Below are 24,482 nucleotides of genomic sequence, written 5' to 3'. Positions count from 1 at the left end.
TGGCTTGGCTTGAAGTCACCCGGTAGGCAGGCGACTAGTGGAGTGATTTGGAAATTTGACCAACAAATTCCTAACTCACTCCACTAGTGCTTTGGATGCAACTTCTGCCGCATCCAGGTTTGAAGGCCGGAAGCCGGCCGGCTTCTGGTACAGTGCCGCCATGAGCAAACTGAGCCTTGACCGCATCCTGCAATCGCAGGGATTCGGCACCCGCAAATGGTGCCGCGAACTGATTTCCGACGGCGAAGTCGCCGTCAATGGGGAAACCGTTAACGATTACCGCACCGCCTTCGAGACCGAGGGCTTGTCGTTCACCATCTTCGAGGAGACCTGGGATTACCGGGAGCATGTCTACCTCGCCCTGAACAAGCCGCCCGGCTATGAATGTTCCCGCAAGCCCAGCCGCCATCCCGGCGTACTGACCCTGCTGCCCGAGCAATTCACCTGGCGCGACGTGCAGCCCGTCGGCCGCCTCGACCATGACACCACCGGCCTGCTGCTGATGTCGGACGATGGCGCATTCATTCATGCGCAGTCATCACCGAAGCGGCATGTTCCCAAGCTGTATGTCGCTACCACCGATGCCCCTGTCACGGACGAGCTTGTGACGCAATTGTTGTCAGGCGTGCAACTGCATGACGAACCTGCCCCCCTGGCCGCGCAATCCTGCCGCAGGCTGGACGAACACCGGCTGGAAATCGTGCTGGAGCAGGGCAAGTATCATCAGGTCAAGCGTATGCTGGCCGCGGCCGGCAACCATTGCGAGGCACTGCGGCGCACGATGGTCGGTCAGCTGGAACTGGACAGCCTCGGCCTTGAAGAAGGCGAATGGTGCTACCTCGATGCCGGTCAGCTCGCCTTGCTGGCGCCTTCGCCAAGCTGACCGGCCTGCAAACCGAGTTGCATTCCGGAACGAATTCGAACAAAGCTGTAATGTTTGCGGTATTTCGGGTGATGCCGTACGGCATTTCCGCATAAACTAGAGGCCATTGCGTTTCCGGAAGCGTCGGTATGGCTGAAACCGAATACAAGCGTTTGATCCTTGCTGCCCAGAGCCGGGCGGAAACCGGCTTCCTGGTGCTGGTTCAGCAGGCGCTCCAGGATGCGGACCGGGTGATCGGCGAACGCCTGCTGCAGTCGCGCTCCGGAGGCGAACAGGCGGCACTGAAAGCGGTGCGCCAGTATATCCGCGAAGACAGCAGCATCTTCCTGCGCCGCATCGACGCGCAGTACAAGGCCAGCCTCGAGCGGGCGATGCAAACCATGTTCATCGACCTGCGCCCCGGATTGCGCAATCTGGCCGCGGCCGAACTGACCCTGATCGACGACGAGGTGGTCAACCACCAGATCGAGGTCGGCCGGCTGGCCCAGCGCATGCGCGAAGCGACCGAGGAAAGCATCGGGCGGCTGAACGTCATCATTGCACAGCTGCATGGCCAGATCGAAGCCCGCGAACGGGAAAATCCCTTCCGTCCCTACCTTTTGGCACGCGCACTCCACGATGCGGTGAAAACGTCCGCCGGCGACGATACCAGGGTCAGGCTGCTGTTCGAACACCTGTCGGATGCGATGGTGGGACACTTGCCGGGCTTTTATGCCTCGCTGCGCTCGGTATTCGAAACATCGGGCGTGCATGGCAAGTTCGTGGCCCAGCGCTCCCGCCACGCGCCCTGCCAGCGCTACTTCGGCGCGCCGCGCTACGATCCTCGGGGCGCCGAAAACGTGCAGCAGCAGTTGCTGCCCGGGCTGAAACGCATGTTCGACTCCCTCTCCGCCGTTCAGGCAGGGGAAACAGGACACGCGGCATTGCGTGCCAATTCCGAGATGCAGGCGCATTCGGTCCAGGAATTCCTGCACAGGATGCTGTCGCCCAAGCGTTCATTTCTGCCGCCGGGAAGCGACAGTGCGCAAATCAGGACGAACTCGGTACAGACCGTGAATCCGCTCCTGGCGCGGCTCGATGCCTGCCAGCAGCAGGCAGCTTCTGCTACCGCCGGCGAGGGAGACGGCCGCAATTCGGTAGCCGACTTGCGCGAACGGCTGGAGCTGCAAAAGGCGTCGGTGATGGAGCGCATGGTGGTTGATGTGGTCGGCCTGCTGTTCGACATCATCCTGGAAGACCGGCAGATTCCCGCAAGCCTCAGGCAGCAGATCGCCAGGCTGCAGATTCCCATCATCAAGGCGGCCGTCATGGAGCCGGAACTGCTGCATGATGAAGGACATCCTGCACGCACGCTGCTCAACCGCATCAGTTCCGCGGCAGCGGGTGTCGATCCCGAGGACGCAGACGGCCGGCGCCTGAAGGCGGAAATCGAGCGCCTGGCAACGGAAATCCTGAACGGCTTCACCACTGATACCGGCATCTTCGAAGACAGCCTCGCCGCGTTTGAACGCTTCCTGCTGGAGTCCGTCCGTCAGGACGATCGTTACGCCGCGCAGGCGATCGATGCGGTGGAGTCTGCGGAACGCTGCAGCGTTCTGCTGGCCAATGCAATGAACATGCTTTGCGAGGTCTTGCCGCCCCTGAGTGTCGACAAGCGCGTCTCGGATTTTCTCCTGCGCACATGGCCGCATGTGCTGATGCTTGCCGCACGCCGCGATGGCGAGGCGGACAGGGCATTCGGCGCCGCCGACAGCCTGGTGCAGCGCTATCGGGGCATGCTTCCGGAATTGATCTGGAGCATCCAGGAAAAACAGACACCGGAGGACAGAACTGCATTGATGCGCATGCTTCCGGGACTGGTCAAGGGGCTGCGCGAAGCGTTCGTGCTGATCCAGCTGCCGGAGGAAGAGACCAGGGAAATTCTTGATGTGCTGGTCGAGATGCATACCCGCATCCTGCGCGGAGCGAATTCGGCTAAACAGGCGCAGCAGGCGAGGCGATATTCGCTGGACGAACTGCGCCGGCAATTCGCGCGCATCGTGCTCAGCTGGGACCAGGCAACGTGGACGATGCCCGAACCGCCCCGGGTGCGAGACAGCATCGTCGAAGACATGCTCGCAAGCCGCAAGCTCAAGGCGGAGCTGAGAACCGAACGCAGCGCCGGTGGCGTTGGCAAGGAAGATCTGGACTTTCTCTCGCAGAGCTATTCGATCGGCACGCGGGTACAGCTTGCCGGACCTCAACCGGAAAATGCGCAGCTGGTCTGGGTCAGCTCGCATCGTTCACTCTATCTGTTCAGGCGGGACGGCGAACGGGGCGAACTGGTGCTGTTCGGCTTCGCTGCTCTGCTGGAAGCCTTGCGCAAGGAAACCGTACTGCCTCTCGAATATGCGCCTGCCTTCGAGCGTGCTGTCGAGTCCCTGCTGTTCGGGGCGGACAGGCTGGCAGCGTCTTAACGGCAATCCACAGGTCGGCAGGCTGGCATGCCGGCCTGCCGTACGAGCAGATTACTTCACGATGCGGTAGCAGGGATTGTATTTCGTGCCCGGCAATTTCATCCGGTGCTGGGCAACGAAAGACGCCAGCAGCGCATCCATCGGCTCCATGATGCTGCGGTCGCCGCGAATCTCGAACACGCCATGCTCCTCGATCGCCCGGATGCCCTGGTCCTTGACATTGCCCGCCACGACGCCGGAGAAGGCGCGCCTGAGATTGGCCGCCAGCTGATGAGTCTCCTGCGTCTTGTCCAGGCGCAGGTTGCGCATGTTTTCATGCGTGGGCCGGAACGGACGCTGGAATTCCGGATCGATCTTCAGCAGCCAGTTGAAGTAATAGGCGTCGCTGCGCGACTTGCGGAATTCACGCACTTCCTTGATGCCGCTCTGCATTTCCTGGGCCACGAGTACCGGATCATCGATGATGATCTTGTAGCGGCGCTGCGCTTCGGCGCCGAGGGTCAGGCCGATGAAGTGATCGATCTGCGTGAAGTACTCGCGCGAGTTTTCCGGTCCGGTGAAGATCAGGGGGAAGGGCAGTGCGGCGTTGTCCGGATGCAGCAGGATGCCGAGGATGTAAAGAATCTCTTCCGCCGTTCCCGCGCCGCCGGGAAAGACGACGATGCCATGGCCGGTGCGCACGAAGGCTTCCAGGCGCTTTTCGATGTCCGGCATGATGACGAGATCGTTGACGATGGGATTCGGCGATTCCGCCGCAATGATGCCGGGTTCCGTCAGGCCGAGATAGCGTCCGTTGCTGATGCGCTGCTTGGAGTGGGCAATGGTCGCGCCTTTCATCGGACCCTTCATTGCGCCGGGACCGCAGCCGGTGCAGATGTCCAGCGCCCGCAGGCCGAGTTCGTACCCGACCTTCTTCGTGTAGTCGTATTCTTCGCGGGATATCGAATGGCCGCCCCAGCAGACGACCAGATTGGGATTGTTCATCGGCCGCAGCACGCCGGCGTTGCGCAGGATGTGAAAGACCGCGTCGGTGACGCCTTCCGAAGAGGCAAGGTCGAAGCTGGGATTGTCGATGATCTCGTCATTGACGAACACCACGTCGCGCAATACCGCGAACAGATGCTCGTGGATGCCCTTGATCATCTTGCCGTCGACAAAGGCATTGGCCGGCGCACTCTTGATGTCGAGCTTGATGCCGCGTTCGCGCTGGATGATGCTGATGTCGAAATCCTTGTAGCGTTCGAGCAGTTCCTTGCCGTCGTCAAGCGGGCTGCCGCAGTTCAGTACCGCCAGTGAGCAATTGCGGAATATGGAATACAGGCCGCCCTGGCTGTTATCGAGCAGACGCGCGACTTCGGCCTTGGACAGAATCTCCAGGCGGCCTTCCGGGGAGATCTGGGTATCGACGACGTAGTTTTGCATAAGTGGAGATTCTCTTCTTTCGTATGAGGCTGCAATTCCCATGCAGGTTCGGCTAGCTTATACCAATCCAAAGCCATACCATGCCGTGACGCGCGATCGGTATGCACGAATGCGGCATGTCTTGAGTATACCCGTGGAACCGCGCGCTGGAGTGCACAAAGGCAAGAGATGAAACTGGCGTTGACGAGGCGCAACCGGCCCGCTTGGGGTTGGTCGTCATGCATCTGTTGTACCTGCGGTATCTGCCGGCGACATACTGATTGATCTGGCTGGAGTTCATTGCAATCTTCCTGCTCCCGCTTGTCAAACTGTAGTATGTTTAATCTGGATGCTGCGCCCGCGGCCTTGCCCCGCGCAGCCCGCACTGGTGCCGGCTTGCATGCAGACGGCCCATGAAGAGACAGCGACCGGCATGATGGACATGCATACGCCAGATCCGACATTCGACAGGGACGGACTTTTCGATACCGGGCCCGAGCAGGCGTTCGACGAAATCACGACGCTGGCCGCGAAGTTGTGCGACACGCCGATGGCAGTGGTGTCATTGCTCGACGAACGGCGGCAGTGGTTCAAGTCGAGGGTGGGCGTGGCACTGGAAAGCACGCCGAGGGAAATCGCGTTTTGCGGGCTGACCGTCGAACGCAAGGCGTTCACATTGATCGGGGATGCGCATGCACACCCCCGCTTCGCGGAAAATCCGCTGGTCACAGGTCCGCCTCACATTCGATTCTATGCAGGCGCACCGCTCGTAATGAGCAACGGCACGGCCATCGGCTCGCTCGCCGTGCTCGATACCGTGCCTCGGACGCTCGACACCGGTCAGCAGCAGTTGCTCGAGGTACTGAGCCGGCAGGTCGTCGCCCAGATCGAACTGCGCCGGACCGTTCGGCGCCTGAGCGGGGTGTTGCGTGAGCTGAACCGGTCGGATGAACTGCTCCGCCTGTCGAACCGCGAACTTGAAAAGAAAGTGGCGGAAAGAACATCCGAACTGCTCAGGCTGAATGCCAGGCTGTCGAGCCAGATCGAGCAGCACAGCAGCGAAGCGCGCGGCTCGCAGGCGATCATCGACAGTCTTCCGGGCATCTTTTACCTTTACGACAGGGAAGGGCATTTCCTGCGCTGGAACCGCAATTTCGAGCTCATCACCGGTTACTCGCAGGATGAAATCCGGCAGCTCCAGCCGCTCGATTTCTTCTCCACGCAGCAGGAAAAGGACCTCGTCGAGCAGCGCATCCTGCGTGCGTTCACTCATGGAAGCGCCAGTGTGGAGGCCAACCTGCTCACCAAGGGCGGCAAGCATATTCCATATCTGTTTACCGGAGTGCGTATCGAATTCAACGGCCGGCAATGCGTCTCCGGCATGGGCGTCGACATCACGGAACGGCGCTCGGCCGAGGAAAGCCTGCGCCTGCGCAACCGCGCGATACAGGCCAGCGTCAACGCCATCATCATCACCGATCTCGAGGGCAACATCGAATACGCCAATCCCGCTTTCGAACGCATGACCGGCTATCCGATCAGGGAAACCCTGGGCAGGAATTGCCGCTTCCTGCAATCGGACGACCGCGAGCAGGCAGGCATTGCCGCGATTCGCGAGGCGATTGCCGCAAGGGAGGAAAGCTCCGCCTTGCTGCGCAACTACCGCAAGGATGGCGAGATGTTCTGGAATGACGTGCATATCGCTCCGGTGCGCGGCCAGGACGGCGAGGTGACGCATTTTGTCGGCGTGCTCAACGACATCAGCGCCATCAAGCACTATGAATACGAACTCGAACGGCATGCCAACTTCGACGCGCTCACTGCGCTGGCCAACCGCAATGTCCTCAAGGACAGAATACGGCACAGCATTGCGACTGCCGAGAGGCATGATGAATGGGTGACGGTCGGCTTCATGGACCTCGACAACTTCAAGTTCATCAACGACAGCCTGGGCCACAATGTCGGCGACGAACTGCTCAAGCAAGTTGCCAAACGCCTGCTTGCATGTCTGCGCGAGCAGGACACGGTGGCGCGCTACGGCGGCGATGAATTTGCCTTCGTGATCATCGGCGAAAAAGACGAGAAGACCATCGCCATGCTCATGAACCGCATACTCCGCACCGTGGAACTGCCTTTTCTGGTCGAAGGCCACAAGCTGTTCGTGAGTTGCAGCATCGGGCTAAGTTTCTATCCCAAGGATGGCGGTGACGTCGATACGCTGCTCAAGAACGCCGATACGGCCATGTATCGCGCCAAGGAGAAGGGACGCAATAATTTCCAGTTCTATACGCCGGCGATGAACCAGCGCGTGACCGAAAGACTGTCGCTGGAATCACGGCTGCGCCAAGCCTTGCTGAAGAATGAATTCGTCCTGCATTACCAGCCCAAGGTGGATCTGAAGAGCGGACGCATCGTCGGCGTCGAGGCGCTGCTGCGCTGGAAGCCCTCGGCTGGAAGCACGGTTTCGCCGGCCACCTTCATTCCGCTTGCCGAGGAGACGGGGCTGATCGTTCCTATCGGCGAGTGGGTGCTCTACACCGCGTGCGCCCAGAACAAGCAATTGCAGCAGGCCGGCCTGCCGCCGCTGCGCGTGGCCGTCAACATTTCGGCACGCCAGTTCAACCCGGAAACGCTGGTGCACATGGTCGGCGATGCACTGGTGACGACCGGGCTTGATCCCGGCCTGCTTGAACTTGAGCTGACCGAAAGCCTAGTCATGCAGAACCCGGATGAGGCCATCGAGGTCCTTGGGCACCTGAAGGCGATGGGTCTGCGCATCGCAATCGACGACTTCGGCACCGGTTATTCCAGCCTCAGCCACCTGCAGCGTTTCCCCGTAGATCGCTTGAAGATAGACCAGTCCTTCGTGCGCGACATCGGTGCCGATCCCAACGACGCCATCATTGCCCGTGCCGTCATTTCCCTTGGACACAGTCTGGGCATGAGCGTCATCGCTGAAGGCGTATCGAATCGCGAACAACTTGCTTTTCTCAAGGAGAACGGCTGCGATGAAATGCAGGGCTTCCTGTTCAGCATGCCGATACCGATAGATGAACTCGATGCACTTCTAAAGAGCAATCCCACACTTTCCATGCATTAATGCAGCCTTCGTAAGGCAGCATACATACACACAGGTTTGTTTCATCTGCTTGCAAAAGCTGACGATCTTTATGCGGAAAACAGAGAACCGATGACAAGTTGACAGTCTAAATGCTTACCTTCCGCAATTTGCTGAAGCATTCCATCCGAAGCAATCCATTCATTGAATTTGTAAGGAGGCAGCATGAAGAAACAGTCCATCGCGTTGATCATCTCCCTGTTGAGCGCAGCCGGCATCGCCGTTGCACAAACCGGTTCATCTTCCGGTTCATCATCCAGCCCCAGCTCGGGGATGAGCAGCGGATCGGGTAGTTCGGGCGGCTCAAGCGGATCGAGCGGCATGAGTTCGGGTTCAAGCGGCACTTCGGGGTCTTCCGGATCGAGCGGCATGAGCTCCGGCTCCGGTTCATCGGGTTCCAGCGGCATGAGCTCGGGATCAAGCGGTACGTCGGGCTCGTCGGACTCGTCGGGTTCCAGCGGCTCTAGCGGCATGGGCTCCGGCGGTTCCGGCAGCAGCGATACTAGCGGTTCCAGTGGTTCCACCGGTTCGAGCGGCAGCGGTTCAAGCGGCTCCGGCAGCAGCGGATCGGGAAGCATGGGCAGCGGCAGCACCGGAACCAGCGGCGGCTCCAGCGGCATGAGCTCTGGTTCGGGAAGCAGCGGCTCCAGCGGTTCCAGCAGCATGGGCTCCGGCAGCGGATCTTCCGGTTCTTCCGGCACCACAACCACCTATCCCAGCAGCGGTTCCGGTTCTTCCGGCAGCTCCGGCTCATCCGGCAGCATGGGCGGCTCGTCGGGCAGCTCCGGTTCTTCCGGCAGCATGGGCTCCGGCAGCAGCGGTACATCGGGCGGCAGCAGCTCCGGTTCACGTTAAGGCATTTGCAGGCGTGCACGGGCGGGCAAGTATGAAGCCCGCCTTCGACGTCTACCCCGCTTTCCGGCCGCTTCCATGCGGCCGGAATTCTTGATGCATCGTGCTTGCAAGGATACTGAGCATTACAAGGCAGCGTTGCGGCCTCAGGCTTCAAACGCGTGTATGGCTGTGGGCTAAATCTGGAGAATGATGACTGCGGTATTGTGTCTTCTCGTCTTTCACGGACTGATCGGCGGACTGGACGTGATCCTGAACCATGAGTTGATCGAGCGTCTGCCGGAACGCTTGGGGGCCAAAACCGAAGAGGCCCTGCACGGCGTGCGCGAGTTCATCTTTGCCGCCATCTTCGGCGGTCTGGCCTGGTTCGAGTGGCACGGCGCGATGGCTCTCGTCCTGGGGCTCATCATCGCAGCTGAATATTTGGTTTCCTTTGCCGATACGCTTCTCGAAGAAAGAACCCGGCGCCTGCCGTTGATCGAGCGGGCGCTTCATACCATACTTTTCATCAACCTCGGCGCCTACACGGCACTTCTCGTTCCACAGCTGATTGATTGGGGCCGTATGCCATCAGGCATGCAGTTGATTCATCACGGCATGCTCACCTGGTTACTGTCCGCATTGTCGGTGCTCAGCTTCACATGGGGGCTACGCGATACGCTAAGTTACTTTGTGCTGCGTAAGAAGCAGAACAGAATCGCAGGCGCATGACTTTCCTCTCGTCATTTCATCGTCGTCTCACACCTTCAAACATTATGGGTTGACCCGAATCACAACGCTTTTCCATGGATTGGTTCAGCGCAAATACTGGAACTATCGCGCCGCAACGTGATCTTTAAAATCGCACATAATTAAAATCGCGCCTGCCAATCCGGGCATCCTTATCGTGCTGCGGTGCTGCAGAGCATTAGGCCAGGAAGTGCCGCCAGGCATGCTTCCAAGTGCTGTTGCTGCTTGCCGTGCGGGTGCTTTTGGAAGGGTTTATGCCGACAAGACTATTCCGCCTTTCGCTCCGTTTCGTTTTGCCGCTTGCACTGGTACTTGGGCTCTTTGCCTACGCTGTCGTGCCCCTTGTGGATAACCTGACCGTGCGCTGGTTCGTCAGGGATCTGGATACCAAGTCTCAAGCTCTTGCCAATGCACTGCAGGAACCGCTGCGGGATTATGTGCCCGAGAAGGCGGAACGGCGAATCAACCAGTTGTTCGAACGTGCGCTGCGGGACCAGAGACTGTACGCCATCGCTTTCTGCGATCCCGCTGGCACCGTCCTTTACAAGACTTCCACGTATCCGCAAACTCTTGGTTGCCGGCTTGGGCTGGACAATGCAACCGGCAAAGATTCCCTCGTCAATTTCCCGCAAGGCCCGCTGCATGTTTCCGACAGCCGGCTTGAATCCGAAGGCCAGCATCTCGGCAAGCTCATTCTCGTGCATGACATGAGCTTCATTGAGAGGCGAAGCGCCGATACCCGCAAGTACGTCCTCCTGCTGTTTGCCTTGATGGCGCTCGTGATTTCAATGATCACCGTGTTCGTCGCACATCTGAGCTGGCGCGACTGGATCGCCTCGGTCAAGAGCATTCTTCGCGGGGAAGGCGATGACGAGTCGGGCGGACATGCGCCGCGGCTATCGACGTCGCCCGAAATTCGGCCCCTGGAAGGCGAACTGCGCGCGCTGCTGCATGAACTCAATGTCGAGCGTCAGACACGCGACGATGCCGCGCATCTGTGGACGCCGGAAAAACTTCGCACCTTGCTGCATGAGGAATTGTCCGGCGATGAAGTGCTCGTCGTGTCCAACCGCGAACCTTATCTCCATACGAAGACACGCAACGGCATCGAAGTGCAGCGGCCGGCCAGCGGACTGATCACGGCGGTCGAGCCGGTGATGCGGGCTTGCTCCGGCACCTGGATCGCGCACGGAAGCGGTTCGGCCGACAAGGAAACTGTCGACAGCAACGACCGCGTGGCGGTGCCGCCATCCAACCCCAGCTATACGCTGCGCCGGGTTTGGCTGACGAAGGAGGAGGAGCAGGGCTATTACTATGGCTTTGCCAACGAAGGCCTCTGGCCGCTGTGCCATATCGCGCATGTGCGGCCGGTATTCCGCTCGTCCGACTGGGAACAGTATGAGGCGGTCAACCAGCGCTTTGCCGACGCGGTGGTAAGGGAAGCGCGCACCGACGATCCGGTAGTACTGGTCCAGGACTATCACTTTGCATTGCTGCCGCGCATGGTGCGTGAACAGCTTCCCAAGGCGACCATCATCACCTTCTGGCACATTCCATGGCCGAACTCCGAATCCTTCGGCATCTGCCCGTGGCGGGAGGAACTGCTCGACGGCCTGCTGGGAAGCACCATCCTCGGTTTCCATACGCCGTTCCACTGCAAGAATTTCCTCGAAACCGTCGACCGCTACCTGGAGACCCGCATCGAACACGAGTCCGGCACCATCTCCTTCGGCGGCAAGCTGACCCAGGTCGAAGACTATCCGATATCGATCGCGTGGCCGGACGGCGATGCCAACCTGCCGACAGTGGCGGAGTGCCGTTCCAGCGTGCGGGCGGAGCATGGCATGTCGCACGACCACCTGCTGGCCGTGGGCGTGGACAGGCTCGATTACACCAAAGGCATCATCGAACGCTTCCAGGCAGTCGAGCGCATGCTGGAGTTGCACCCCAACCTGGTCGGTCGTTTCAGCATGATCCAGATCGCTGCGCCGACGCGATCCTCGCTCGACGAATACCAGAACTTCGAAGCACGCGTGAAGGCACTGGTACAGCGCATCAACAACCGCTTCGGCAACGGCAATTATCTGCCCATCATTCTCAAGGCCGAGCATCACGGAAGCGAACAGGTGACCCGCTATTACCGCGCTGCCGAAGTCTGCCTGGTGACCAGCCTCCACGACGGCATGAATCTGGTTGCGAAGGAATTCATTGCCTCGCGCTACGACGATCGCGGCGTGCTCGTGCTCAGCCAGTTCACCGGTGCGGCGCGCGAACTGCCGGAAGCGCTAGTCGTCAATCCCTACCATATCGAGCAAAGCGCGGATGCGCTCTACCGTGCGGTCACCATGCCGGAGATCGAACAGTGCGAGCGCATGCGCAGCATGCGTTCCCTGGTCAAGGATTTCAATATCTACCGCTGGGCAGGCCGCATGCTGCTCGATGCGGCGCGTCTGCGGCAGCGTGAGCGCGTCGTCACCAAAATCCGGTCGCACAGCCGGAAATCCTTGCGCCGCGTGGTGTAGCCATGAAACCTCTGTTTTCCGACGAAGGCGCGCAGCGCCTTGAGCAACACGCGCGCGGGCGAATCCTGTGCGCCTTCGATTTCGACGGGACCTTGTCACCCATCGTGCCTGTGCCGGAAGATGCCCGCCTGCCTGACAATATCCGCAGCCTCCTGGAACGCGTCGCGCAGCATGCGCCAATCGCGGTCGTCACCGGCCGGTCCGTGGAAGACATCAGCCGGCGCATCGGCTTCCGGCCTGATTTCCTGGTCGGCAATCACGGACTGCAGGGCGTGCCCGGCTGGGAAGACCTCGCGGCAAAGCACGAGCAGGCCTGCGCCGCGTGGCGGCGCCGGATCGATCTGGCCTTGAGCCAACCGGGATGGGACCCCGGCATCCAACTCGAGGACAAGCGTTTTTCACTATCCCTACACTACCGGCATGCGAAAGATCCCGCCAGCAGCGCCGCTGCACTCGAAGGCCTGTTTGCGAGTCTGGAACTGCAACCGCGCATCGTCGGCGGCAAGTTCGTCTACAACCTACTGGTACAGGATCGCTGCCACAAGGGCACCGCGCTCTTGCGGCTGATGGAACTGTCCGGCGCGAACTCCGCTCTCTATGTCGGTGACGACGTGACGGACGAAGACGTGTTCAGCATGCGCCGGCCGGACATTCTTTCCATCCGCGTCGAAACTTCGGACGACAGTTCCGCCGACTTCTTCGTTCCGCACCAGCACGACGTGGAGCGCCTGCTGGAAGAACTGATCGAACGGCTGCAGGCGGCGCAGGCAAGCAACTGGATGCGGGCGAGTTCGAATAGCCAAGCACAGCCGTAATGGATTCAGCCGCCACTGCGCACAGGTGTGAGTAGGGCTTCCGCAGTCGAGTAAATCAATGCACCGGTTCGGGCCGGTAGCGAATCATTCCAGGGTTGACAGACAAGGAGACAGAATGCATTCCGAATACCTCGCTGCACTCGATGTCGGCGGCACCAAGATGGCCGTCAATGTGGCGAACCGGGAACGCATTCTTGCATCCGTATCGGCCCCGACTCCCAAAAGCGGGACGAATCGTGCCGTTCCCGAGCAGGGGATCGCCTTGATCGAGCGGGCATGTGCCGAAGCAGGCATTGATGCGAACAGGATCACTACTCTCGGCGTTGCCTCTTGCGGACCCTTTGTCCGTAGCGAAGGCATGCTGTGCCTGTCGACGCCCAATATCTGCGGCGGCAGGAGCGGCGCTTCCGACCTGCCGAACGACTGGATGCTGATTCCTCTGGAGAAGGTTCTCTGCGAGCGCTTTGCCACCGTCGTCATTGAAAACGATTGCATCGCGGCGCTGGCCGGCGAGCGCATGTTCGGCGCCGTGCAGGATGAGCCGAACTGCGCTTATGTCACTTGGAGCACCGGCGTGGGTTTTGGTCTGTGCGTCGACGGCAGGCTGTTGCGCGGCAAGCAGGGCAATGCCGGACATGCGGGCCATATGCTCATGGCCGAGCGCGAGGACGCCGTCTGCGGCTGCGGCAACCGCGGCGACCTCGAGGGACTGATATCCGGCCGCAACATTGCCAATCGCCTGCAGGTGCCGGCATCGGAACTGTTCGAATCCGCACGTGCCGGCAATTCCGAAGCGCGCTCCGCAGTGCTTGAAGCAGCCGGCTATCTTGGGCGCGCGCTGTACAACCTGGCCGTGACGCTCGACATGAAAACGTTCGTCATCGGCGGCAGTGTCTGGCAGCACCACGGCGACTGGCTCCAGCCCCATGTCGAAGCCGAAATCCAATCCCGCATGCCGGCCCTGACCGAGGGCGTCGCGATCGTCGACACGGGCCTGGGCAATCGCGTGGCCGATGTCGGCGCATTTTCCCTGGTCATGCCGGAAGACTGGGCCTCCGCCTGGCGTATCTGCCGTCCGTGGGAAGCGTCAACTCGGTGACGTCGTAGATTCGATCCCATCGGATCACCCGGCCCGGCTGCGGGATGACTCATTTCTCGCCTCAGGCATTCATTGGCTATAGGAATCTTCTTACGCCAGGTAGTGCCTTTGCCAATACATTTTTCATCCGTGTTCTGATAGGCAATTCCGCAGCCGCTATGCATACTCCGTATTGTTGAGGAACCTTTTGCGTTGACTTGCACCAAAGAAATGAATGACCTGCGGAAAGCCGCGGTTTTGCAACTTTGCTCACGCCATCAGCATCGGCACCAGTACGGGAACCAGCATCATGATGAATACGCCACTTTCCAACCTTTCTTTTCTGGCAAGCCTGCCCGTCGAATGGCAGGCATGGGTCAAGGAAAACGTTGCTCGCGGGTGTGAGCCCGAAGGCATGGCGGCAGTCATGGTACGCGACGGCCATTTCAAGATGGATCTTGCCCGTTTGGCAATCGCGGAAGCATCGGGACAGCCTGTTGCCAGACAGGCAATGCGCCCTCATCCTCGTATCGATGCGAATTCGAATACCGTTCAGGCTGCGGATCGATCCATCAATGTCCTGTTCCGCATGCAGTCGCCCGAGGTTGTCCTGTTCGGCAATGTGCTCAGCGATGAGGAGTGCGATGCGCTGATCGCCTACACGCAGCAGCGTCTGGAACGTTCCGGCGTGGTGGGCGAGGCTGACGGCGCAACGCAGATCCATACCCACCGCACCAGCCGCGGCGCCATGCTTCAGCGGGGCGAGACCGAACTGGTATCCCGTATAGAGAACCGGCTTGCCGCTCTGATCCACTGGCCGGTGGAAAACGGAGAAGGCCTGCAGGTGCTCAGTTATGAAAAGAGCAATGAATACCGCCCTCATTTCGACTGGTTCGATCCGAATGTGGCCGGACCGCGAAAGCATCTGGAGCGCGGCGGCCAGCGCGTTGCCACCATCGTCATGTACCTGAGCGATGTGGAAGAGGGCGGAGGGACGTCCTTCCCCAAGATCGGCCTGCAGGTCCAGCCTAAAAAAGGCTGCGCGGTCTATTTTGCTAATACCAATGCAGCGGGCGAAGTCGATCACAACACCTTGCATGCCGGCGAGCCGGTCGAACGCGGCATCAAGTATGTAGCCACCAAGTGGCTGCGCGAAGGCGAGTTCAAATAGCATACTGCCGAGAATCGGCGCAGACCGGTTTTCTCATACCAATCCCAAGGTATAACGTGCCAGATGAGAACGATGAATTTTTTTGTTTGGCAAGGCGTGAGAGGAATCCATCGCGGGGCTATGGATGACGAGCACAACGCCGCCAGGCGGAAAAAGACGCGATCTCATGACATGTTATTCCTTGGGATTGGTATCAGATACCCAGACGCCCCGGTGCAGTCATGTGCCGGGGCGTTTGTCTATTCAGCAGGTTGCACCTCGACGCGGCTTCCAGCTAATATTGCTTAATATCAATATTGGCAATTGTGCGTCACAGGAGGCGCCGCCGCATGCACTCGATCCTGTCGTCCGCGAAAAAACGCCCATTGAGCGCGTCGCCGACACGCGTCCATCTCCTCCTCACGCTGGTATTCCTCTTGGTGCTGGCGTGCGAACTGTTTGCCCTGCGCCTCTTTGCCACCGCCGAAGCCCGCCTAGGCGATATCTACATGCGCCGGCATGCGCACGCATTTGCCGCCGATTCGTCGATAGTCATCATCGACATCGATGACGCCAGCATGCAGGTCATGCAGGAATACGCGGGCCTGTGGGCGTGGCCGCGGGAGATTCATGCCGACCTGATCGATGCGCTTGCCGAATTTGCACCGCGCGGCATTGTCTTCGATATCGCATTTTCCGAGAAAGATACCCGACGGCCGAAGAGCGATGCGCGGCTTTCCGAGAGCGTGAGTCGCCATCCGCATGTCTATCTGTCGGCAGTGCGGCTGGCAACAATGGATGCGAGAGGAATCGCGCTATCCGAGCTGCTGCCCGCATTTGGCCTCGAGCAGCCGCAGGCTCCGAATGTGGCCGCTTCCGAGGGCGCAGGCAAGCAGGGCGCCGCGATTCAGCTGCCGCTTGCCATCGATCAGCCGGCATGGCGCCTGGGGCTGATCAACAGCATGGAGGATGCCGATGGAGTCCTGCGCCGTTACCGCCTTCGTTCGGAGCTTGGCGGCGTCAGCCTGCCATCCTTGCCGGCTCGCGTCGCGGCAGTGCTGAAGGCTCCCTTGCCTGAAGGCGCCGACTTTCTGATGCGCTGGCCTCAACAGGGACACCGGCGACTTCCCTACGGAGAACTGTATCGGCTGCTCACCGAACAGCGGCCTGCCTTGGGGCCGGACGAGGTGCATGCGCTTGACCGGCTGTTCCGCGACAAGATCGTCGTTGTCGGATCGTCGGCGGCGGGATCGTTCGATCATCATCTCACCCCGCTTGGCGCCGGCCAGCCCGGTGTCGATGTGCTCGCCGTAGCGCTCGACAATCTGCTGACCGGACGCAGCGTGCGCACGGCCGGCCCGGCAGGTCCGTTTCTCTTCGGCGCGGTGCTGCTTTGCCTGCTTGCGTACGGTTTCGTCCGCGCCATCCATCCGCTCGGAATGGGCGTGGCGCTGCTGGCCGCGACCGGCGGCGCGCTGGCGGCGGCGGATCATTTCCTCTCTCAAAACCTGCTGCTGCCGGTCGCGACGCCGCTGCTGTTCGCGTGGGCATGGTTCGGCTGCGCCGCACTTGCGGGCTATCTGAGAGAGCGGCGCAGCCGCGAGCAGGCGGTGGCGCTGTTTCGGCGCTTCCTCAATCCAGGCGTGGTCCGGCAGATCGTGGAGCAGGGCGAGACGGTGGAAAGCCTGTCCGGCCGCACGCGCGAGATCACGGTATTGTTTTCGGATATACGCGGCTTCACCAGCTTGTCGGAAAAGCGTTCGCCGCAGGAAGTCGTCACGCTGCTGAACCGCTATTTCGAACGGCAGGTGGATGTCGTGTTCCGGCACGGCGGCACGCTGGACAAGTTCATCGGCGACTGCATCATGGCGTTCTGGGGAGCGCCGGTCGACGATGACCGCCACGCCGCGCAAGCCGTCGCTGCTGCACTGGAGATGGAACAGGTGCTGCTGGAGTTCCGGCAGATGCTGCTCGAAGACGGCTCCGATGTCGGGGATTTCGATGTCGGTATCGGCATTCATAGCGGACCCGCGGTCGTCGGCTTCATCGGCGCACAGAAAAAACTCGAATACACCGCGATCGGCGATACCGTCAATCTCGCCAGCCGGGTGGAAGGTCTGACCAAGGGCGTGGCACGCATCCTGGTCACGCGCGAAACCATGCAGGCGGCTAAGCTGCAGGGAACCGCCTGCACATTCGCGCCGCGCGGCGCCCACGATGTCAAGGGGCGGACGGAGCGGGTGGAACTATACGAACCAAGGGGAACAACATGAGAAGAGCAGCGCCATGGGTGCTCATGCTCCTGCTGGCGGCCGGTGCCGCGCAAGCGGAGTCCGCATTGACGATGAAGGCGATTGATCTGCAGGCGCAACCGCAGTCCGATTCTGCAGTGGTCGCCAGCCTTCCTGAAAGCGCGCGCGTGGAGGTGCTGGGCCGCAGGGGCGCCTGGAGCCAGGTCAAGACTGCCGCCGGACACAGCGGCTGGGTCAGGATGCTGAGCCTGAAGCCAGAAAGCGCCGCGGCGCAGCCCGCGCCGGGGAGCGGTGCACTGGGGGCGGTCGGCAGCCTGCTTTCCGCGGGACGCAGCACGAATACGGCGACAGTGACGACAGGCGTACGCGGCCTGTCTGAAGAAGACCTGCAGCGTGCCCAGGCCAATCCGGCGGAACTGGAAAAAGCCCAGCGCTTCCGCGCCGACCGCAATGCGGCGCAGGATTTTGCGCGGCGAGGCAATCTGGTGCCGGCAAAGGTTGACGAATTTGGCGAGCCGGCGCGGTCCGGCGAACGCACCATGGAAGGGGGCTGAGATGCAGACTATCCGCAAAACCCTGGCGGCGCTGCTGCTGGCCGGAGCCAGCTGCAGCGCGTCGGCGCAGCTGCCGTTCCAGCTGCCGGGGCTCGACAAGTTGAGCAACAAGCTGGGCAACATCAATCTCGGCAACGCGGTGAGCAACCTGAACAAGGCATCGCGGGAGACGGCCGAAGCCGAGGAAATCCGCATCGGCCAGGAATTTGCCGCAACGCTGGTCGGCGCCAAGCCGCTCGCACCGGATCCCGCGCTGCAGCGCTACGTGAATGTGCTTGGGCGATGGCTGGCGCTGCAGACGGAACGGCCCGATCTGCCGTGGACCTTCGGCGTGCTGGACGATCCCGGCTTCAATGCCTTCGCCGCGCCCGGCGGCTATGTGTTCGTGACCAGGGGCTTGGTGGCGCGCATGCGCAACGAGGCGGAGCTCGCCGGCGTGCTGGCACACGAAATCGCGCATGTATTGAAGAAGCATCACCTGCGGGCAGTGCAGAAAAATGCAGGCATGGCATTGCTGGGCGACTTCCTGAGCGCCGCAAACAAGGGTTCCGGCAGCCCGCATCCGGAAGCGCGCAATGCGCTGTTGAACGCCGGCCGCAAGCTGTACACCAGCGGCCTCGACAAGGAGGATGAGCTCGAGGCCGACCGTCTGGGCGTGGTGATCGCCGCACGCGCCGGGTACGATGCCTACGGATTGCCGGCGGTGCTACAGACCGTGCAGGCACAGAATCCCGGCGACGGCGAATTCTCGCTGCTTTTCCGCACGCATCCCGCCCCGTCGACCCGCATCGCCATGCTGGACAAGCTGATGCGCGACCGGTTCGACAGCCTGCCGGGCATCTCCGGCCCGGCGCCGGCGCTGCGGCTGACGGAGTTCAGGGATTAGACGCTGGTCGAGGCGGCCTCGGACTCCAGCTTGCGCTCGACCATCTTCATCAACGCATAAAGGCTTTCCAGCACCGGGATGGCGACGCCTTCCCGGCGGCCGGCGCGTACCGCGTTGCCGAGGATGACCTCGGTTTCCATCGGACGCCGGTTTTCGTAGTCGAGCGCCATGCTGGTCTTGTAGGCCGGTGCCTTGCGCGTGCCCTCGACGAGCTGGCTGGGCAGTTCGTCGGGCAGCGGATGTCCGGTGGCCGCCGCGATTGCCGCGACTTCCTGCATGGCGCGCCTGACGAGGGCGTCTCCCTCGGCGCCGCCGAGGATATGTCCGGTATCCAGCGCGTTGCCCAGCACCGAGATCGGGTTGAACACGCCGTTCCACATGCATTTGTGCCAGCGGGCGGTGGAGACGTCTTCCGTCAGGTTGCAGCGGATGCCGCCCGTTTCCAGGAGGGCCGCGAACCGGCGCGTGCGCTCGCTGATGCCGGACGGGTAATTGCCGAAGGTGAGATCGCCGTAGGCGTAATGCGCGACCTTGCCCGGCGCGGTGCGCGCCACCTGCACGAAAGCCAGGGCGCTGATCAATTCATGCCCGGGAAAGGCTTCCGCGATTTCCGCCTCGATTTCAACGCCGTTCTCGATCAGGACGATCACGGTATCCGGGCCGAGCGCCGGGCGGATCAGCGCGGCGCGGTCGGTTCCTTCAACCACCTTGACGCTGACGACCAGGTAATCGGGCGGACCGCCCTGGTAGTCGGAGGCGCTCTTCAGGGTTTGCGCGGGACGGAAAGTGCGGTCGCCCAGCTTGCGGCTGGTGATCGAGAAGCCGCCGGTGCTGACTGCGTCGTATTCGGAGCGGCATACCACGGAAACATCGGCGCCGGCTGCGTCGAGCAGTGAACCGTAGAAGCTGCCGATGGCGCCGGCGCCGAGAATCAGGATGCGTGGCTTGGTTTCGGAATGAATGGTCATGGTAGGGGAGATGAAGAGGTTTGATGGGTAAGCCGCCGGAAATTGTAACGGCAAGCCCGATCCGGTGCCGGCCGCGACTTGAAAACCGTTCAAGACGCGTTCACAACAATTGAAAAAATTTGTTTAAATCAATGCCGAAAGGAAAGCTTTGCGCTGCATTAACACGTTATGATTGATGCCGCCGGACAACTTTCATTTTTGGCTTCCCATGTTCAAGAAAACCCTGATGGCGCTGCTCCTGAGCACGGCAGCGTCCGCATTTGCCGTTCCGTTGAGTTCCCAGCATGCGCTGGTATTCGAAGAAAACTCCGGCACGGTACTGCTTGAAAAAAATGCTCATGATGTGGTGCCGATCGCGTCGGTGACAAAACTCATGACCGCCATGGTGGTGCTCGACGCCCACCTCGACATGAACGAGCCCATCATGATCGACGAAAGCGATGTCGATACCCTCAAGCACAGTTCCTCGCGTGTGCCGGTCGGTTCCGTGCTCAGCCGCAACGCCTTGCTCGAATTGGCGCTGATGTCCTCCGACAACCGCGCAGCTGCGGCCCTCGGCCGTACCTACCCGGGCAGCCACGCCGGTTTCCAGCAGGCGGTGCGGGAGAAGCTGGTCTCGCTCGGCATGTCCAATACCGTCATTGAAGAACCTACCGGCCTGTCGCCGCACAACCGTTCCACCGCGGCCGACCTGGTGAAAATGGTGGCCGCCGCTTCCACCTATCCGGAAATTTCCCAGATCACGACCGAAACCGGCGATGTGGTCGACATGAACGGCCGCATGGCGCAGTTCCGCAATACCAATCGCCTGGTCGGGAAAGACGGCTGGGACATCATGCTCTCCAAGACCGGCTTTACCCGCGAAGCCGGACGCTGCCTGGTGATGCGTTTCCAGGCGGCCGGCAAGCGCGTCATCATGGTGCTGCTCAATGCCAAGGAAAGCACGGCGCGCATGCTCGATGCGGAGAACGTGCAGCGCCTGCTGACCGGCGAACCGATGCTGATGGCCCAGGCACCCGCTCCCCGCAGCACCGCACGCGCCAGGCCGCGCCATAGCCAGAGCGGCATCATGCTGGTCAAGGCCAAGAGCGGCGGCGCTTCCAAGGCTGCGAAATCGAGCAGCCGGAAGCGCAGTTCGATGTAAGCGGCCCGGCCGTCCCGATGTTTGGCGGTCAACTGAAAAATGGACCTTCGCGGTCCATTTTTTTTGCCGGGCGATCGCCGGCCGGATCTATTCATTCGCGGGATGAATGCCGGCTTCGCGCTTCGCTAAGTGGAAGTTTGCGCTTCGCCCTGCGGCATGCCTGCTGCGGTACGCTGTTTTCGGATGCGCAGCAGCAGGGCATCGGCGCGGCGATGCAGTAGATAAAGGCGGATGCGATGTATCAGGCTCATGGATTCTCCGTTCGTGGAAGGGCAGGCCGGAAGCGGCGGCACATGTCCATGAGTGAGCTGCCTCATCAATGCGGTTCCGGTGCCGTCGGCGCCCTAAAAGCGGAGCAGGCAGCATTCAAGGCATTCACTTAGAATAAACACGAGCGTTCGCTTTTTGCGGGCTGGCTTTTCGCGGTACCCGAACCGGCAACGTGGACAATGAAGGCCACGCAAACCAACTCATGTTGAGCAGATAAAGGAAGACGACACGATGAATCAACGCATCCAGGGACAAGGCGGATTTTCGGAACGCGGCCTCGAGACGCTGACCCAGTGCATCCAGGCGGATATCGACAAGGGAATGATTCCCGGCGCGTCGATGCTGATCGCGCACGGCGGCAAGACCGTCCATGAAGCCGCGCTGGGTCTGCAGGACCCGAACACGCGCGCGCCCATGTCCCGGGACACGATTTTCCGCATCTATTCGATGACCAAGCCTATCGTGTCGGTCGGCGTGATGATGCTGGTCGAGCAGGGGCGTCTGCTGCTGAGCGATCCCGTTTCCAAATTCCTGCCCGAACTGGGCAACCTCAAGGTGGGTGTGGAGCGCGTCGCGAACGGCGCGCCGGTGCTGGATCTGGAGCCGGCCCTGCAGCCGATCACGGTTCAGGATCTGCTGCGTCATACTTCCGGCTTCACGTACGGCATCTTCGGCGACTCGCTGGTGAAAGCGGAATACCGCAATGCCGGCATCGCCCATCCCCGCATGAGCAGCGACGACTTCGTCCGGGCGATGGGGCAGGTGCCGCTGATGTATCAGCCCGGTACAGTCTGGGAATACAGTCATTCCACCGACGTCCTCGGCGTGCTGCTGGAGCGCGTGTCCGGCCTGCCTTTGGATGAATTCTTCGCCCAACGGATATTCAAGCCGCTTGGCATGCGCGATACCGGCTTCTGGGTGGAGGAAGAACACCATCACCGGATCGCCGAAGGTTTCGACGTCGATCCCGTCACCGGCGCGACGGTTCGCATGAACCAGCCGCGGCGCCGTCCCAATTTCCTCGGCGGCGGCGGCGGCCTGATGTCAACCATGCAAGATTACTTGCAGTTCGCGCAGATGCTGGCCAATGGCGGCGAGCTCGGGGGCAACCGGCTGCTGGCACGCAAAACGCTGCAACTGATGACGAGCGATCACCTCGCGGGCATGGCGCAGGCACGCTCAGGCCAGGGTTACCTGCCGGGACCGGGATACGGCTTCGGCCTCGGATTTGCGGTGCGCACCGAGCCCGGCGCGTCTTTCATCCCGGGTTCGGTCGGAGACTATACCTGGAGCGGTCTCGCCGGCACCTATTTCTGGATCGATCCTCAGGAGGATCTGCTGGCCATTTTCCTGATGCAGGCACCCGAACAACGCAATCACTATCGCCAGTTATTCCGCAATCTGGTCTATGCCGCGCTTCAATAGTGCATGCACCAACATTGTTGTGGCCATGGTCCGCGCGTAGCGGACTACGCCTTGACCTGTAGATTTGGAACAAAACTCTATTGCCCCATGGCAAATGATGTTGCGATCCGTTACACTGTGCCGGCTAGGGGCGTATTGACGTTGCCCGGAGCAGACGGCCGCAACATTTTCCTACTCAAGATCGGATAATCAGTCCGGCATGCGCGTCGTGGCTTCGGGTGCTTGGAACTGGAGACACAAGCATGAATATCCGTACCGTAAAAATCGGTACGCGGCTCGGCATGGGGTTCGGGATCATTCTCGCCCTGCTGGTTTGCGTACTCGCCGTCGACATCGTCATCAGCGCGAATGTGAGGCACACCCAGAACGAAGGCATGAAGCGCGCCAATGCCAAGGCCGTACTGGCCAATGCGATGCGCGGCGCGATTCTCGAAGGCGGCATTGCTTCCCGCAACGTCGGCCTGCAGTACACGACTCCCGATATCGAACGCGAAGCCGCCAAGGCGCAGGCACAGCGCAAGCGTTTCCATGATGCGCAGGGCAAGCTGGTGGCGCTCGGGCTGAGTGCCGAGGAAAAGGTGCTGGTCGACAGCATCGTCGCTATCGACAAGCAGACCGAGGCGCCGTTCCAGGAAGCGATCCAGAAGGTCAAGGAATATGCGAACGAGGCCGCCGGCAAGCTGATTTCGACCGGCATCGACCCTCTGAACCAGAAAGCCATCGCCGAGATCGACAAGCTGGTAGCCATCCAGCAGAAGGCGGTGGACCGGCTGATCACGGAAAGCGAAGCCTCGGGCACCCGCATGACGACCATACTCGGACTGGCGGCGCTGTTCACCGTCATCATCGGCGCAATCCTCTCCATCTTCACCACGCGCAGCATCACCCGTCCGCTGCGCGATGCGGTGGATGTCGCGCAGCGCGTCGCCAGCGGCAGGCTGGGTGCAAAAATCCAGGTATCGGGCAAGGATGAAACCAGCGAACTGCTGCAGTCGCTGAAGGAAATGGACGAGAGCCTGTCGCGCATCGTCAGCCAGGTGCGTGCCAGCACCGAAGCGATCGGCTCCGCTTCCAACGAGATTGCCACCGGCAATGCCGATCTTTCTACCCGTACCGAATCGCAAGCCAGCGCCCTGGAAGAAACCGCTTCCTCGATGGAAGAGCTGACTTCCACTGTCAAGCACAATGCGGAGAATGCGCAGCAGGCCAATCAGCTGGTACATTCCGCATCGGAGTCGGCAGTGAAGGGCGGCGAGGTGGTGAGCCAGGTGGTCGAGACCATGGGATCGATCAAGGAAAGCTCGCGCAAGATCGTCGATATCATCGGCGTGATCGACAGCATCGCCTTCCAGACCAACATTCTCGCGCTCAATGCGGCGGTGGAGGCGGCGCGCGCCGGAGAGCAGGGAAGGGGTTTCGCGGTGGTGGCTTCAGAAGTCCGCACGCTTGCGCAGCGCTCGGCGCAGGCAGCCAAGGAAATCAAGGATCTGATCAGCGACTCGGTGAAGAAGGTCGAGGACGGCAACGCGCTGGTCAGCGATGCCGGGCGCCAGATGACCGAGATCGTCGCCGCGGTCAAGCATGTGGCCGACATCATGAGTGAAATCACTGCCGCCAGCCGCGAGCAGAGCGAGGGCATCGAGGAAGTCAACCGCGCCATCGCCAGCATGGATGAAATGACCCAGCACAACGCCGCACTGGTGGAAGAAGCGTCGGCCGCCGCGTCGTCCATGCAGCAGCGTGCCGCCGGCCTGGGGCAGACGGTGGCGGCTTTCGATCTGAGCGATGCATCGGGGGTCTCGCAGGCGTACGCTTTGGATGCTGGCAGTGCCGCCGCCTCCGCAAACGAAGCACCGGCACGTGCGGCTCTACCTGGTCAGGTCAGGAAAGCAGTCGGTTCAAGAAAGGCGCCGCTGTCGCTGCCAGGTTGAACCGAGCTGCAACACTTTGGCATTCCGAATGGAAAATGCCCGCGATGA

18 protein-coding genes are annotated in these 24,482 nt (G+C 61.1%); 14 read left to right on the top strand and 4 right to left on the bottom strand.

The genetic code is table 11. The features are described 5' to 3' along the window. The first annotated feature begins 160 nt into the window (after positions 1-160). On the top strand, positions 161-883 hold the full coding sequence (locus IGW03_RS04265) for a pseudouridine synthase (protein WP_194721291.1): 723 nt from the start codon (positions 161-163) through the stop codon (positions 881-883). A 128-nt stretch (positions 884-1,011) separates the two neighbouring features. Beyond that, complete coding sequence (locus tag IGW03_RS04260) at positions 1,012-3,339, top strand: DUF1631 family protein (protein ID WP_194721290.1); 2,328 nt, start codon at positions 1,012-1,014, stop codon at positions 3,337-3,339. A gap of 51 nt (positions 3,340-3,390) precedes the next feature. Here the strand turns inward: IGW03_RS04260 and ppnN are convergent, their stop codons facing one another. After that, positions 3,391-4,761 carry a nucleotide 5'-monophosphate nucleosidase PpnN gene (gene ppnN, locus IGW03_RS04255; RefSeq protein ID WP_194721289.1) on the bottom strand — a complete coding sequence of 457 codons (1,371 nt, stop codon included), beginning with the start codon at positions 4,759-4,761 and terminating at the stop codon, positions 3,391-3,393. Between the two features lie 379 nt (positions 4,762-5,140). Between ppnN and IGW03_RS04250 the strand changes: the two genes are divergently transcribed. Next, positions 5,141-7,840, top strand: coding sequence for a sensor domain-containing phosphodiesterase (locus IGW03_RS04250; protein WP_194721288.1), 2,700 nt, complete (start codon positions 5,141-5,143; stop codon positions 7,838-7,840). A gap of 68 nt (positions 7,841-7,908) precedes the next feature. Here IGW03_RS04250 and IGW03_RS04245 read toward each other — a convergent pair whose 3' ends face one another. After that, positions 7,909-8,523 carry a hypothetical protein gene (locus tag IGW03_RS04245; protein ID WP_194721287.1) on the bottom strand — a complete coding sequence of 205 codons (615 nt, stop codon included), beginning with the start codon at positions 8,521-8,523 and terminating at the stop codon, positions 7,909-7,911. Between the two features lie 376 nt (positions 8,524-8,899). Between IGW03_RS04245 and IGW03_RS04240 the strand changes: the two genes are divergently transcribed. The 8 genes from IGW03_RS04240 (at position 8,900) to IGW03_RS04205 (ending at position 18,696) form a co-directional block, all read left to right on the top strand. Further along, positions 8,900-9,421 (top strand): hypothetical protein, encoded by a 522-nt coding sequence (locus tag IGW03_RS04240; protein ID WP_194721286.1) that lies wholly within the window; start codon positions 8,900-8,902, stop codon positions 9,419-9,421. 272 nt (positions 9,422-9,693) lie between these two features. Next, the gene (locus tag IGW03_RS04235) at positions 9,694-11,961 is read left to right on the top strand and encodes an alpha,alpha-trehalose-phosphate synthase (UDP-forming) (RefSeq protein ID WP_194721285.1); all 2,268 of its coding nucleotides are present in this window, start codon (positions 9,694-9,696) and stop codon (positions 11,959-11,961) included. Positions 11,962-11,963: 2 nt separating this feature from the next. Then, positions 11,964-12,776, top strand: coding sequence for a trehalose-phosphatase (otsB, locus tag IGW03_RS04230; protein WP_194721284.1), 813 nt, complete (start codon positions 11,964-11,966; stop codon positions 12,774-12,776). Positions 12,777-12,966: 190 nt separating this feature from the next. Beyond that, positions 12,967-13,875 carry an ROK family protein gene (locus tag IGW03_RS04225; RefSeq protein ID WP_438943620.1) on the top strand — a complete coding sequence of 303 codons (909 nt, stop codon included), beginning with the start codon at positions 12,967-12,969 and terminating at the stop codon, positions 13,873-13,875. Positions 13,876-14,164: 289 nt separating this feature from the next. Next, positions 14,165-15,025: a 2OG-Fe(II) oxygenase gene (locus IGW03_RS04220; RefSeq protein WP_228535023.1), complete on the top strand. Its 861-nt coding sequence runs from the start codon at positions 14,165-14,167 to the stop codon at positions 15,023-15,025. Positions 15,026-15,354: 329 nt separating this feature from the next. Then, positions 15,355-17,277, top strand: a complete 1,923-nt coding sequence (locus IGW03_RS04215; protein ID WP_194721282.1) for an adenylate/guanylate cyclase domain-containing protein — start codon at positions 15,355-15,357, stop codon at positions 17,275-17,277. Further along, positions 17,274-17,810: an SH3 domain-containing protein gene (locus IGW03_RS04210; protein ID WP_194721281.1), complete on the top strand. Its 537-nt coding sequence runs from the start codon at positions 17,274-17,276 to the stop codon at positions 17,808-17,810. The genes IGW03_RS04215 and IGW03_RS04210 overlap by 4 nt, the downstream gene beginning before the upstream one ends. A 1-nt stretch (position 17,811) precedes the next feature. Beyond that, positions 17,812-18,696, top strand: coding sequence for a M48 family metallopeptidase (locus IGW03_RS04205; protein WP_194721280.1), 885 nt, complete (start codon positions 17,812-17,814; stop codon positions 18,694-18,696). On the opposite strand, the gene IGW03_RS04200 is transcribed toward IGW03_RS04205, so the two are convergent. Further along, entirely contained in the window at positions 18,693-19,664 is a 972-nt protein-coding gene (locus IGW03_RS04200; RefSeq protein ID WP_194721279.1) for a ketopantoate reductase family protein, read from the bottom strand. The genes IGW03_RS04205 and IGW03_RS04200 overlap by 4 nt on opposite strands. Positions 19,665-19,872: 208 nt before the next feature. On the opposite strand from IGW03_RS04200, the gene IGW03_RS04195 reads away from it, so the two are divergent. Further along, on the top strand, positions 19,873-20,808 hold the full coding sequence (locus tag IGW03_RS04195; protein ID WP_194721278.1) for a serine hydrolase: 936 nt from the start codon (positions 19,873-19,875) through the stop codon (positions 20,806-20,808). A gap of 125 nt (positions 20,809-20,933) precedes the next feature. Here the strand turns inward: IGW03_RS04195 and IGW03_RS38655 are convergent, their stop codons facing one another. After that, on the bottom strand, positions 20,934-21,059 hold the full coding sequence (locus tag IGW03_RS38655; RefSeq protein ID WP_267253464.1) for a hypothetical protein: 126 nt from the start codon (positions 21,057-21,059) through the stop codon (positions 20,934-20,936). Positions 21,060-21,309: 250 nt separating this feature from the next. Here IGW03_RS38655 and IGW03_RS04190 point away from each other — a divergent pair, with 250 nt between their 5' ends. After that, a complete protein-coding gene (locus IGW03_RS04190) occupies positions 21,310-22,503 on the top strand; it encodes a serine hydrolase domain-containing protein (RefSeq protein WP_194721277.1) in 1,194 nt (397 codons plus the stop codon). 242 nt (positions 22,504-22,745) lie between these two features. Further along, positions 22,746-24,434 carry a methyl-accepting chemotaxis protein gene (locus IGW03_RS38840; RefSeq protein ID WP_194721276.1) on the top strand — a complete coding sequence of 563 codons (1,689 nt, stop codon included), beginning with the start codon at positions 22,746-22,748 and terminating at the stop codon, positions 24,432-24,434. Positions 24,435-24,482 lie beyond the last annotated feature (48 nt).

The sequence above is a fragment of the Noviherbaspirillum malthae genome, from assembly GCF_015352985.1.
GTDB classification, from domain to species: Bacteria; Pseudomonadota; Gammaproteobacteria; order Burkholderiales; family Burkholderiaceae_D; genus Noviherbaspirillum; species Noviherbaspirillum malthae.
The sequence above is the reverse complement of the archived record's forward strand: the minus strand, read 5'-3'. Positions and strand labels throughout refer to the sequence as shown.

Bases quoted from the DNA above. Each gene is read 5' to 3' on its own strand.
- IGW03_RS04240 (WP_194721286.1), top strand. From the start codon at position 8,900: ATGATGACTGCGGTATTGTGTCTTCTCGTCTTTCACGGACTGATCGGC.
- IGW03_RS04210 (WP_194721281.1), top strand. From the start codon at position 17,274: ATGAGAAGAGCAGCGCCATGGGTGCTCATGCTCCTGCTGGCGGCCGGT.
- IGW03_RS04200 (WP_194721279.1), bottom strand. From the start codon at position 19,664: ATGACCATTCATTCCGAAACCAAGCCACGCATCCTGATTCTCGGCGCC.
- ppnN (WP_194721289.1), bottom strand. From the start codon at position 4,761: ATGCAAAACTACGTCGTCGATACCCAGATCTCCCCGGAAGGCCGCCTG.
- IGW03_RS04235 (WP_194721285.1), top strand. From the start codon at position 9,694: ATGCCGACAAGACTATTCCGCCTTTCGCTCCGTTTCGTTTTGCCGCTT.
- IGW03_RS38655 (WP_267253464.1), bottom strand. From the start codon at position 21,059: ATGAGCCTGATACATCGCATCCGCCTTTATCTACTGCATCGCCGCGCC.
- IGW03_RS04220 (WP_228535023.1), top strand. From the start codon at position 14,165: ATGATGAATACGCCACTTTCCAACCTTTCTTTTCTGGCAAGCCTGCCC.
- IGW03_RS04245 (WP_194721287.1), bottom strand. From the start codon at position 8,523: ATGCTGCTGGAACCGCTGGAGCCGCTGCTTCCCGAACCAGAGCTCATG.
- IGW03_RS04195 (WP_194721278.1), top strand. From the start codon at position 19,873: ATGTTCAAGAAAACCCTGATGGCGCTGCTCCTGAGCACGGCAGCGTCC.
- IGW03_RS38840 (WP_194721276.1), top strand. From the start codon at position 22,746: ATGAATATCCGTACCGTAAAAATCGGTACGCGGCTCGGCATGGGGTTC.
- otsB (WP_194721284.1), top strand. From the start codon at position 11,964: ATGAAACCTCTGTTTTCCGACGAAGGCGCGCAGCGCCTTGAGCAACAC.
- IGW03_RS04205 (WP_194721280.1), top strand. From the start codon at position 17,812: ATGCAGACTATCCGCAAAACCCTGGCGGCGCTGCTGCTGGCCGGAGCC.
- IGW03_RS04215 (WP_194721282.1), top strand. From the start codon at position 15,355: ATGCACTCGATCCTGTCGTCCGCGAAAAAACGCCCATTGAGCGCGTCG.
- IGW03_RS04260 (WP_194721290.1), top strand. From the start codon at position 1,012: ATGGCTGAAACCGAATACAAGCGTTTGATCCTTGCTGCCCAGAGCCGG.
- IGW03_RS04250 (WP_194721288.1), top strand. From the start codon at position 5,141: ATGCAGACGGCCCATGAAGAGACAGCGACCGGCATGATGGACATGCAT.
- IGW03_RS04190 (WP_194721277.1), top strand. From the start codon at position 21,310: ATGAATCAACGCATCCAGGGACAAGGCGGATTTTCGGAACGCGGCCTC.
- IGW03_RS04265 (WP_194721291.1), top strand. From the start codon at position 161: ATGAGCAAACTGAGCCTTGACCGCATCCTGCAATCGCAGGGATTCGGC.